The organism is Phyllobacterium sp. CCNWLW183 (genome assembly GCF_037203775.1).
Classification (GTDB): Bacteria; Pseudomonadota; Alphaproteobacteria; order Rhizobiales; family Rhizobiaceae; genus Phyllobacterium; species Phyllobacterium ifriqiyense.
Genome location: NZ_JBBCBN010000001.1, coordinates 281,796 through 293,612, shown reverse-complemented (window position 1 = coordinate 293,612; position 11,817 = coordinate 281,796). Strand labels below are relative to the sequence as shown.

Here is an 11,817-nt window from a genome sequence, read left to right as displayed (position 1 = left end):
AATGCGGGAGACTATGTATGTCTGATTTTCCAACATCGGCGCGCGTCGTCATCATAGGCGGCGGGGCGGTCGGTGTTTCTTCGCTTTATCACCTCGCAAAAGCAGGCTGGACGGATTGTGTGCTGCTTGAGAAAAACGAGCTGACATCAGGTTCCACTTGGCATGCGGCGGGCAACGTACCCACATTTTCGGCTTCGTGGTCCGTAATGAATATGCAGCGTTATTCAGCCGAGCTTTATCGGGGGCTCGCTGCCGAAGTTGACTACCCAATGAATTATCATGTCACCGGTTCGTTGCGCCTTGCTCACACCAAGGAGCGCATGCGCGAGTTTCAGCGCGTCAAGAGCATGGGCCGATATCAAGGAATGGATATTGACGTGCTGGGCGTTGACGAAATCAATGGCCGCTATCCATTCATTGCGACGCATGAGCTGGCCGGTGCACTTTACGATCCCAATGATGGAGATATTGACCCGGCACAGCTCACGCAGGCTTTGGCAAAAGGCGCGCGTGATTTGGGCGCCAAGATTATTCGGTTCTGTCCCGTTACAGGCGCGCGGCGCGAAAATGAAGAGTGGATCATTATAACCCCGCAAGGCGAAATTCGCTGCGAATATGTAGTCAATGCAGCTGGCTATCGCGCGCAAGAAATTGGAAAATTGTTTGGGCGCGATGTCCCTATGATGGTGATGAGCCATCAATATTTGCTCTTTGATGAAATTCCGGAAATTGCAGCATGGTCTAGGGAGCATGGCCAAAAGCTACCGCTTCTCCGCGATGTCGATTCCTCTTATTACCTTCGACAAGAAAAGAACGGTATGAATCTTGGGCCTTATGAGCGCAATTGCCGTGCGCATTGGGCAACAGCAGACGATCCAATGCCGGACGATTTCTCTTTCCAGCTTTTCCCGGATGATCTTGAGCGATTGGAATGGTATCTCAACGATGCGATCGCCCGGGTTCCGATCCTTGGAACAGCGGGGCTTTCGAAAATCATCAATGGTCCCATTCCTTATGCTCCAGATGGCAATCCGCTGATCGGACCTATGCCCGGTGTTCCTAATGCGTTTGAGGCATGTGTATTTACATTCGGCATTGCACAGGCCGGAGGAGCAGGAAAAGTTCTCGCAGAATGGGTGATGGAGGGCGCTACCGAGTGGGATATGTGGTCCTGCGATCCACGCCGCTTTACCGGCTTTACGGATAAGGACTACTGCGTTGCCAAGGGCATGGAAGTCTACGGGCACGAATATGCCATTCATTTCCCCCGTCATACTTGGCCAGCAGGGCGCAATAAAAAGCTTTCGCCAATCCATGATCGTATTGCAGGATTGGGCGCGCAGTTCGGCGCATATAATGGTTGGGAACGGGCAAACTGGTATGCGCAACCCAGCGACGATATTTCCGAAGAGGCGACACAGACTTTTACGCGGGAAGGGCCATGGCAAAAGCGCATCCGCGAAGAATGCCACGCGGTTCGCGATGCGGTCGGCATTCTCGATCTGCCGGGATTCTCGCGTTTTAAAGTGAGCGGTGAGGGTGCGCGCGCCTGGTTGACGACACTCGTCACAGGGATTGTGCCAAAGCCGGGCCGTATTGGACTCGGATATTTCTCGGATGACAAGGGCCGCGTTGTCACCGAAATGTCCATCATGGCCATTGATGAGGATGTATTCTTTCTCATTACTGCGGGTGTTGCTGAGTGGCATGACCGCGATTGGTTGATGAATCATCTTCCAAAAGATAGCGCCATTACGATCAGCAATGTTACAGATGATTTTTCCTGTCAGATCGTCACGGGGCCAAAAGCACGCGCATTGTTCAGTGATATTTGCGATGCGGACCTTGAGAAATCCTGGCTGTCGCATCAGACGACACAGATCGCCGGGCGCTATTGCCAATTAGTACGCGTGTCTTTTGCCGGTGAACTTGGCTGGGAAATTCATACGAAAATTGATGATACTGCGGCGATTTTCGACGCGGTTTGGGAAGCCGGCCAGAAATACGGGATCAAGCCATTCGGCATGTTTGCACTTGATTCATTGCGCCTGGAAAAAGGTTATCGCGCTTGGAAGGGTGATCTTTCGACCGACTATACGCCCCTGCAAAGCGGTCTTGAGCGCTTTATCAAATGGGAGAAGCCAGAATTTCGCGGCAAGAGCGCGCTTGAAAGTGAAAAGCAGCAGGGAGTGAAGAAACGCTTTGTTACACTCACGGTGGAAGCCGGAGATTGTGACGCGCCCTATATGTCCACGCTCTGGCATAATGGGTCAATCGTGGGTGAAACCACGTCCGGTGGCTGGGGTCATCGCATTGATAAATCCATTGCCCTCGGCATGTTGAAAACTGAATTGACTGAACCTGGAACCGAAGTCGAAGTGGAAATCTTTGGCGAACGATACAAAGCAATGGTCCATCCGGACGAACCTCTCTGGGACCCAAAGAACGAAAGAATCCGCGCATGAGTTCTCTACCGGCCAAGGCCCGGGCCGTTATCATCGGCGGCGGTATTTCCGGCTGCTCTGTTGCATATCATCTGGCAAAGCTGGGGTGGACGGATATCGTCCTTCTCGAACGCAAACAGCTGACTTCCGGCACGACATGGCATGCTGCCGGGTTGATCGGGCAGCTTCGTGCTTCGCAAAACATGACGCGTCTGGCGAAATATTCCGCCGATCTTTACGTCAAGCTCGAGGCCGAAACGGAAGTCGCCACCGGTATGCGACAGGTCGGATCAATTACAGTCGCATTGACCGAAGAGCGCAAGCACGAAATATATCGGCAGGCGTCACTGGCGCGAGCATTTGATGTGGACGTTAGGGAAATATCTCCTAATGAAGTCAAGGAGATGTATCCGCATCTTAATATCGCGGATGTAGTTGGCGCTGTGCATCTGCCGCTGGATGGACAATGTGATCCTGGCAACATCGCCATGGCCTTGGCGAAAGGTGCGCGTCAGCGCGGCGCGAAGATTGTTGAGAATGTGAAGGTCACCGAGGTTCTCAAAAAGAATGGCCGGGTTGCGGGTGTGTCTTGGGCCAAGGGCGAGGAACAGGGAACAATCGAGACGGATGTTGTGATCAATTGCGCGGGAATGTGGGCGCGTGATCTGGCTGCGAGTTCCGGCGTCACTGTGCCACTGCATGCCTGCGAGCATTTCTATCTGGTTTCCGAGCCGATTGAGGGATTGGGGCGGTTGCCTGTACTTCGTGTCCCGGACGAATGCGCCTATTACAAAGAAGACGCCGGCAAGATGATGCTTGGCGCGTTCGAGCCCGTTGCCAAGCCATGGGGCATGAACGGCATTTCTGAAGATTTCTGCTTTGACCAGTTGCCGGAAGACTTTGAGCATTTTGAACCCATCCTCGAAATGGGTGTCAACCGAATGCCGATGCTCGGCACTGCTGGCATTCATACGTTTTTCAACGGCCCAGAAAGCTTCACGCCTGATGATCGGTATTATCTTGGTGAAGCGCCGGAATTGGGCGGTTATTGGGTTGCAGCGGGTTACAACTCGATCGGCATTGTATCTTCGGGCGGTGCTGGAATGGCGCTTGCGCAATGGATACATGATGGCGAGGCGCCATTCGATCTTTGGGAGGTTGATATTCGCCGCGCGCAACCATTCCAGAAAAACCGACGCTATCTGAAAGAGCGCGTTTCTGAAACGCTTGGGCTGCTCTACGCCGATCATTTTCCATATCGCCAGATGGCAACATCGCGCAATATTCGTCGCTCTCCAATCCATGAGCATCTCAAGGCGCGAGGCGCGGTTTTCGGCGAGGTAGCAGGTTGGGAACGGGCGAACTGGTTTGCCAAAGAAGGGCAGGAGCGCGAGTATCGCTATTCGTGGAAGCGGCAAAACTGGTTTGATAACCAGCGCGATGAACATTTGGCCGTACGCAACGGCGTCGGTCTGTTCGATATGACGTCATTCGGTAAAATCCGCATCGAGGGCCGCGATGCGCTTGCATTTCTGCAAAAGCTTTGTGCCAACCAGCTTGATGTGGAAGCCGGTCGCATCGTCTACACGCAAATGCTCAATAATCGCGGAGGGATTGAAAGCGACCTGACAGTCACGCGGCTTTCCGAGACGTCATTTCTGGCCGTCGTGCCAGGGGCTACTTTGCAACGCGATCTGGCATGGATGCGCAAACATCTCAAGGACGAGTTTGTTGTCATCACAGACGCAACCGCCGCAGAATCGGTGCTTTGCCTCATGGGGCCAAAATCGCGCGAGCTGATCCAGAAAGTCAGCCCCAATGATTTTTCCAATGAAGCCAATCCATTCGGTACGGCGCGGGAAATCGAGATTGGCATGGGGTTGGCGCGTGCACACCGCGTAACTTATGTCGGGGAACTTGGCTGGGAGCTATATGTCTCGACCGATCAGACGGCACATGTTTTCGAGCAGATCGAAGAGGCAGGGCGAGAACTCGGTTTAAAGCTCTGTGGGCTGCATACGCTTGATTCTTGCCGTATCGAGAAAGCCTTCAGGCATTTCGGCCACGACATCACCGATGAAGATCACATTTTGGAAGCAGGATTGGGCTTTGCGGTAAAGGTCGACAAGGGAGGCTTCATCGGTCGTGATGCTGTGTTGAAGAAGAAGGAGGTCGGGCTTGACCGGCGGCTTGTGCAGTTTCGCCTCAGTGATTCAGAACCATTGCTGTTTCACAACGAGGCAATCATACGCGACGGCGCGATAGTCGGGACGATTACATCGGGCAATTATGGGCATCATGTTGGTGGAGCAGTCGGCCTCGGTTACGTCCCCGCAAAGGGTGAGACTGCCGATCAAATATTGGCTTCCTCCTATGAAATCGAAATTGCCGGAACGCGCGTCAAGGCGGAGGCTTCGTTGAAGCCGATCTATGATCCGAAGGCAGAACGGGTGCGAATGTAAATTAACGAATAGGGGCAGTTTCGCGTTTGGAAAAGCTTAACCGAAGACGTTTGTTACTTGCCTGAAAATCCAGCAAAACGGGCATAATTCAGCCCGTTGCGCTGCAGTTTGCCTTACTGGTTAAAGCTAATTTTTCATGAATTCAGATGATTTTAACCAAATGCGTTCAGGAGCCGTTCATCTTTTTAAGTTAAGTTTTAGCTAATTGATCGCTATCCGGCTTTGTCCGGTGAGCATGAGCATGAACCAAGGCACACGACAATGACGATGATTTTCCAGCTGCGCGATACGCTTCGTATCGTCCGTGAATTTGTTGTTCCAAGCTATCGGCCAGAGCGCCATTATATGCGTGGTCCTGGACCCGCTTGCGCACAACGCAATCACGGATCCAGCGTTCAGGCGTGATGATATACTCTCGCATCAGGCGGAGCCTCATCACGGGCACGCAATCCATAGTCGCGCATAACGGACGCGATCCTCAGCCGATAATCAGCAAAGATTCCGGCTCTGCCATCACTTTGGGCCATTCGATGTTCTTCGGTGTTGCGCCAAGCCGCAACTGATTCCTCGTCGCGCCAGAATGACAGTGACAGATAGCGGTTTTCATCCGATAGGCTGCGAAACCTTTCCACGGAAATAAATCCATCCATTGTTTCGAGTATTGGCCGCAGATTTGCGGCCCGCTCAAAATAGTCTTTGCCGCGTCCCTCTGCTGGCTCGACTTCGAAAATCACCGCTATCATTTGACTAATCCTCCATTCGTACTGGTCACACGACGCAGAAAGGTTCGATCCTCGCGGCGAATAAAGCGTTTTTCCCTTGCGAATTCATAATTTGCTCGCCCAACCGGATCGGCCATAAGCCGGGAACGATATTCTTCATATGCGGCGAGATTTTCAATATTATATACCCCATAGGCCAGCGTAGATGACCCTTCATGTGGTGCATAATAGCCGATCAGGTCGGCTCCGCAGCGAGGAATCGCTTCATTCCAATTGCGGGCATATTCCTCAAATGCATCTTTCTGAAACGGGTCTATCTCATATTGGATGATACAGGTGATAGGCATTTTCGTTGCTCCTTTGTGACTGTCTTCACTATGAGCGTGCAGAACTATTGATGCTTCGAGGATGATCGAAGTGTTGCAGCCTTTTGAACCTGTCAGGAGACTTTGCGATGCGTCTTGATAGTTCGACCATTTCCGAAGCAACATGGCCTTGCTTCGCTCAATGTCTCCCAAGTGACAACACGGAACCGCACCATGCCCAACAATGCACGATTTGCAGAAATAGCAGCCCTTGCCGGAGATCCGGGGCGCGCCAGCATGCTCACCGGCCTTATGGACGGGCGTGCGTTGACCGCATCTGAATTAGCGCAGTTGGCCGGGGTTACAGCGCAGACTGCAAGCAGTCATTTGATGCGCATGACGGAAGCGGGCCTGTTACAGGTCGAAAAACAGGGCCGTCACCGCTATCATCGCCTTGCTTCCCCGGCAGTGGCGCAGATGATTGAAAGCATCATGCGACTGGCCGCACCTGCCGCATGCGGCAAGTCGGTCAGAACCGGGCCTCGTGATGCAGCATTGCGGGCAGGGCGCACATGCTACGACCACCTGGCGGGACATCTTGGCGTGTCCATTGCAGATACGTTGATCGATGCCGGTCATATTGATCTTGGAATCGATGCAGGCGAGGTGACATTGAGCGGAATCAAGCTGTTTGAAAGCGCGGGAATAAATGTTGAAACGATTACGGCAAAGAGCAGCCGTATTCTTTGCCGGCCATGCCTGGATTGGAGCGAGCGCAGGCCCCATCTCGCAGGCGCTATTGGTGCCGCTTTATGCAGCCACTGTTTCGATCAAGGTTGGATCAGGCGCATAGAAGGCACGCGTGCTGTCTCGATAACCCCCAATGGGCAGCGACAGCTACGCGCGACCTTTGGCGTTAACCTCGCCTAGACATGCCTTGTGATACCGCCATCGACGCGAATGTTTTGGCCGGTGATATAACCTGCATCGTCTGAAAGCAGGAAAGCTGCGGTTTTTGCGATTTCATTCATTGTGCCGACCCGTTTCATCGGCACATTGTCTCCGGTGCCTGGCTTGTGATCCAAACTATCGATAAAACCGGGTAAAAGCGCATTCATACGGATGTTATTTGCGCCATAACGATCAGCATAAAGCTTGGTATATGCGCCGACAGCAGCCCGATACGCGCAGGACACAGGGAATACCAAGCTTGGCTCAAATGCTGCAAAGGTGGTAATATTCACCCAGGCACCTTTGCCTTGCTTGAGCATATAAGGCGTTACAAGCCGCGCCATGCGAACAACGCTCAGAACCATCAGATCATTGCCAGCAACCCACTTTTCATCGGTTATGTCGATCAAATCGCCCTTCGGCGGATGGCCGGTGTGGTTGACGACCGCATCCACACGTCCATAGGCCTCGACGGTTTTATTCACGAGTTGCTCCAGATCGCTGACCTCGCCAGCCGAACCCTTGATACCGATGCCCCCAAGCTCGGCAGCCAGTTCAACAGCGCTGCCCGATGGAGACATCAAGCCAAGCCTGTAACCGCGATCGTGCAATTCCCGAGCTGTGGCGGCGCCCATGCCGCGCCCTCCGCCAGTTATGATTGCGACGGGAGCTTGTGTTTTATCGGTCATCGTATCTGCCTTGATTTATTGAACTGGCAGAGCATGTTCGATCAACGCCATTGAAGCAAATGAATTTCAGGCCATACTTCGCTCAAATATATTGAACGATTGACAGGACAGGCCAAGGGAATTCGTTGGCGTTTTTTCGCCTAAATCAATTGTATATTCGCTGCCATATTCAACGGGGACTGATTCCATGATTAAGAAATTTGCCATCGCCTGTCTTGCGGCGACGTTTCTGGCAGGCTGTACAACGACTGACCCCTATACGGGCGAGCAGAAAATGTCGAACACCGCGGGCGGTGCTTTGATTGGTACGGCGGCTGGTGCTCTTGCCGGTCTGGCAGTTGGTGGCAGTGGACGGGCGCAGCGCAATGCCGTGCTGATCGGTGCTGGTCTTGGTGCTCTCGGTGGAGGTGCTATCGGCAATTACATGGATCGACAGGAATCGGAGTTGCGCGCGCAGCTGCAAGGTACCGGCGTATCCGTTACCCGGAATGGCGATCGCATCATTCTCAATATGCCGTCCGCCATCACCTTCAATATTGATCGCGACCAGGTAAAACCCGAGTTTTTCTCAACATTGGCGTCGGTTGCCGTTGTCTTGCGCAAGTTTGACCGGACCATTGTCGATGTTGCGGGTCACACGGACTCAACCGGCAGTATGGAACACAATCAGTTGCTCTCGGAGCGCCGCGCGCTTTCTGTTGCCAATTATCTGACGCAGCAGGGCATCGACAATCGCCGCTTCGACGTTCGTGGCTATGGCCCGACAGAGCCGGTCGCCAGCAATGCCAGCGAGTCCGGCCGCGCGCAAAACCGCCGCGTCGAGATTCAGATTTCGCCGCTTACCGAGTAGAGAGCGCCACCGCGATTTTTGCGGCGAGGCGAGCATTATTCTCTACAAGCGCGATGTTTGCCACAAGGCTCTCACCCTTGGTTATCGTCAGTATTTCCGACAACAGGAATGGCGTTACGGCTTTACCGGTAATGCCATTTCTTGTTGCGCGGGAAAGTGCTTCGCTTATGTAGCCGGCCATGATTTCTGCAGGAATTTCGCTTGCCTGCGGAATGGGATTGGCAATCAACATGCCGCCGACAACGCCAATGGCTTCACGTGCTTTTTGAAAATCAGCAATGTTTTCGGCCGCATCAAGGCGCAGAGGCGCTTTGAGCGGGGATTGCCGCGACCAGAATGCCGGCATTGTATCTGAACCATAGACGATTACCGGCACGCCTTTTGTTTCAAGCACTTCGAGCGTTTTCTCAATATCCAGAATTGCCTTCGCGCCTGCCGACACGACGATAACGGGCGTGCGGCCAAGCTCTTCCAGATCCGCAGATATGTCAAAGCTGGTTTCTGCACCCTTGTGGACACCCCCGATACCTCCGGTGGCAAAAACCTTGATACCAGCAAGATGAGCGGCGAGCATTGTAGCTGCAACGGTTGTTCCCCCGGTGCGGCCTTCGGACAGCGCAAATGCCAAATCGGCTCGGGAGAGTTTCATCGCTCCCTTCACTTGCGCAAGTGCTTCGCGCTCTTCAATGGAAAGACCAATTTTCAATCTCCCATCGACGATAGCGATTGTAGCGGGAACAGCACCTTCCTGCGTGATGATGGCCTCCACATCGGCTGCCATGCGGCTATTGTCTGGATAGGGCATACCATGCGTAATTATTGTGCTTTCAAGGGCAACTACAGGCTTTCCTGCCGCGAGAGCGTTTTCCACATCACTGGAGATGTCCGTGTATTGGTTCAGGTTCATTGTCATTATCGCTTCCTTATGCGAGCGGATTTGCGGCGGGGATGCACGCAAGCGCTTGGTCGAATTCGTGTTGTGAAAATTTGGGGCTGGCTGAGTGGACCTGTAGCGTCAGCAAGGATGCGGCCATTCCTTCGCGGCACGCCTGCTCAAATGGCTCGCCGCGCATGAGTGCAGCAATGGTGCCTCCTGCTACTGCATCACCGGCGCCCGTTACATCTGCAATACCGGGAACCTCCGGCGGCTGGATCGTAAAGACGTCATCGCTGTTAAAGGCGAGCGCGGCGTTACCTCCATTGGTTATAATTGCGCTACGAAGCCCCTGATCGCGTAAAGCGGCATGAATTTGAGTAAGTGAGGCATCTTGCTCCAGGTCCGAAAGAGCCAAAGCCTCGCGCCGGTTCATGAAAAGGCAAGCAAGTTCGGGAAAGACAGGGCGCAAGCGGAGAGACTTTGCAGGGGAAATCGCCAAGGCGAAGATTGGCAGACTGCCGGCCAGCTCGGCAAGGCGCTTTAACCCTTCCGGCGGCAGGTTGGCATCACAGAATATCGCATTGGCGGATGAGATGGCATCACGCACCTTGCGACGGCGCAATTGCTTTGGCAGCGCAAGTTCGTAAAGCGCCATATCGGCGATGGCAGCAACCACGTCGCCGTTTTCATCGAGGATAGCCGTATAGCTTGGCGTGGGCCGATCCATAAACACGACAGAACTGTCCTTTATGCCTGCCAATTCCATTGCCAATGCCACCGCATCCCCGGCAGGATCCGCACCCCGCACCGAAAGAATATCAGCTGAAATGCCGCGCTGCACCGCTAGCCTGAGGGCGTTGAAAACACCGCCGCCGGCTTCTTCGCGCATAATTCCGGGATTGGAGGCTCCAGGAACAAAAGGTACTGTGCTTTGGCCCCGCCGGTCGAGATGAGCACCGCCGACAGCAAAGAGCAGCGGTTTAATATATGTGGCCATGGTTGAAAACTTGCCTGGATAAAACTGAAGGTTGCGACGTTGATCGCGTTCCTCTTTCTCTAGACCGCGGAATCGCCCGACGCAACAATGAGAGCGATTCGACCACATCGAGCGATCTTAACCCCGGTGCTTGGTAAAACAGGTCAAAACAAAATGTGGACGGCGGTGGCAGTCATGACAAGAACATTATGGGAACAAAATTGATTTCTATATTAATTTCAGCTACATAGCGCTATTGCAAAATAAGAACAAAGCAGATACAAATAAGTTCACAAACAGGAACATCCGGACTTCATGCATATCACAGGGGTAGTGTAACATGGCTCAGAATTCTTTGCGGTTGGTTGAGGGTAATTCGGTGGATAAAACTAAAGCGCTTGATGCGGCATTGTCGCAGATTGAAAGATCCTTTGGTAAGGGGTCGATTATGCGGCTGGGGCGCAACGAGCAGGTCGTTGAGATTGAAACTGTGCCTACCGGTTCATTGTCGCTCGACATTGCGCTCGGTGTTGGCGGTCTTCCCAAGGGACGTATCGTAGAAATTTATGGACCGGAAAGTTCTGGTAAGACGACGCTCGCACTGCATACAATTGCAGAAGCGCAGAAGAAGGGCGGGATTTGCGCCTTTGTCGATGCGGAACACGCGCTTGATCCGGTCTATGCACGCAAGCTCGGCGTTGATCTGGAGAATTTGCTGATCTCCCAGCCCGATACGGGGGAGCAGGCGCTTGAAATCACCGATACGCTGGTTCGTTCTGGCGCAATCGATGTTTTGGTTATCGACTCTGTTGCTGCACTGACACCACGTGCCGAAATTGAAGGCGAAATGGGCGATAGCCTGCCAGGCTTGCAGGCTCGGTTGATGAGTCAGGCACTGCGCAAGCTGACAGCTTCGATTTCACGTTCCAACTGCATGGTCATTTTCATCAACCAGATCCGCATGAAGATCGGCGTGATGTTTGGCTCGCCCGAAACAACGACTGGCGGCAATGCGCTTAAATTCTACGCTTCGGTTCGCCTTGATATTCGGCGCATCGGTTCGCTAAAAGAGCGTGATGAAGTCGTGGGCAATCAGACTCGTGTAAAAGTGGTCAAGAACAAGCTTGCTCCGCCCTTCAAGCAGGTTGAATTCGATATCATGTATGGTGAAGGTGTTTCGAAGACGGGTGAACTTGTTGATCTTGGTGTCAAGGCTGGACTGGTCGAAAAGTCTGGATCCTGGTTCTCCTATAATTCGCAGCGCCTCGGTCAGGGCCGAGACAATGCCAAATTGTTCTTGAAGGAAAATCCCGATCTGGCCAATGAGATCGAACTTGCAATCCGCCAGAATGCGGGATTGATCTCCGAGCAGATGCTCGACAAGGGTCCGAATGATATTGAGGATGATGACAATTTGGATGCTGCTGAAGGCTAAGCCGATAAACAGCGTTATTTGATAGTTGCAAAAACCCGCACACCTTCACGGTTGCGGGTTTTTTGTAATCCATTGCCGCGGGAAGAGGGATTTTCTGGACAGCGGC

Annotated in this window: 10 protein-coding genes; 5 read left to right on the top strand and 5 right to left on the bottom strand. The window is 53.1% G+C overall.

Translation table 11 applies throughout. The annotated features are described in order from the left end of the window. The first annotated feature begins 17 nt into the window (after positions 1-17). Positions 18-2,465, top strand: coding sequence for a GcvT family protein (locus V9K95_RS01465; protein ID WP_336440041.1), 2,448 nt, complete (start codon positions 18-20; stop codon positions 2,463-2,465). Further along, positions 2,462-4,906 (top strand): GcvT family protein, encoded by a 2,445-nt coding sequence (locus V9K95_RS01460; RefSeq protein ID WP_336440042.1) that lies wholly within the window; start codon positions 2,462-2,464, stop codon positions 4,904-4,906. The genes V9K95_RS01465 and V9K95_RS01460 overlap by 4 nt, the downstream gene beginning before the upstream one ends. A 395-nt stretch (positions 4,907-5,301) precedes the next feature. Here V9K95_RS01460 and V9K95_RS01455 read toward each other — a convergent pair whose 3' ends face one another. Together V9K95_RS01455 and V9K95_RS01450 are read right to left on the bottom strand one after the other, a co-directional pair. Then, a complete protein-coding gene (locus V9K95_RS01455) occupies positions 5,302-5,649 on the bottom strand; it encodes an antibiotic biosynthesis monooxygenase family protein (protein WP_336440043.1) in 348 nt (115 codons plus the stop codon). Then, the gene (locus tag V9K95_RS01450) at positions 5,646-5,975 is read right to left on the bottom strand and encodes an NIPSNAP family protein (RefSeq protein WP_336440044.1); all 330 of its coding nucleotides are present in this window, start codon (positions 5,973-5,975) and stop codon (positions 5,646-5,648) included. The genes V9K95_RS01455 and V9K95_RS01450 overlap by 4 nt, the downstream gene beginning before the upstream one ends. 192 nt (positions 5,976-6,167) lie before the next feature. On the opposite strand from V9K95_RS01450, the gene V9K95_RS01445 reads away from it, so the two are divergent. Continuing rightward, positions 6,168-6,863 carry an ArsR/SmtB family transcription factor gene (locus V9K95_RS01445; protein ID WP_336440045.1) on the top strand — a complete coding sequence of 232 codons (696 nt, stop codon included), beginning with the start codon at positions 6,168-6,170 and terminating at the stop codon, positions 6,861-6,863. On the opposite strand, the gene V9K95_RS01440 is transcribed toward V9K95_RS01445, so the two are convergent. Further along, on the bottom strand, positions 6,860-7,573 hold the full coding sequence (locus tag V9K95_RS01440) for an SDR family oxidoreductase (RefSeq protein WP_336440046.1): 714 nt from the start codon (positions 7,571-7,573) through the stop codon (positions 6,860-6,862). The genes V9K95_RS01445 and V9K95_RS01440 overlap by 4 nt on opposite strands. A gap of 187 nt (positions 7,574-7,760) precedes the next feature. Between V9K95_RS01440 and V9K95_RS01435 the strand changes: the two genes are divergently transcribed. Further along, the gene (locus V9K95_RS01435; protein WP_307285291.1) at positions 7,761-8,423 is read left to right on the top strand and encodes an OmpA family protein; all 663 of its coding nucleotides are present in this window, start codon (positions 7,761-7,763) and stop codon (positions 8,421-8,423) included. Here the strand turns inward: V9K95_RS01435 and V9K95_RS01430 are convergent. Both V9K95_RS01430 and V9K95_RS01425 read right to left on the bottom strand, forming a co-directional pair. After that, positions 8,413-9,336, bottom strand: coding sequence for a pseudouridine-5'-phosphate glycosidase (locus tag V9K95_RS01430; RefSeq protein ID WP_336440047.1), 924 nt, complete (start codon positions 9,334-9,336; stop codon positions 8,413-8,415). The genes V9K95_RS01435 and V9K95_RS01430 overlap by 11 nt on opposite strands. A 10-nt stretch (positions 9,337-9,346) precedes the next feature. Beyond that, positions 9,347-10,297 (bottom strand): carbohydrate kinase family protein, encoded by a 951-nt coding sequence (locus V9K95_RS01425; RefSeq protein WP_336440048.1) that lies wholly within the window; start codon positions 10,295-10,297, stop codon positions 9,347-9,349. A gap of 319 nt (positions 10,298-10,616) precedes the next feature. On the opposite strand from V9K95_RS01425, the gene recA reads away from it, so the two are divergent. Then, positions 10,617-11,711, top strand: coding sequence for a recombinase RecA (recA, locus tag V9K95_RS01420; RefSeq protein ID WP_115052980.1), 1,095 nt, complete (start codon positions 10,617-10,619; stop codon positions 11,709-11,711). The last annotated feature ends 106 nt before the right edge of the window (positions 11,712-11,817 follow it).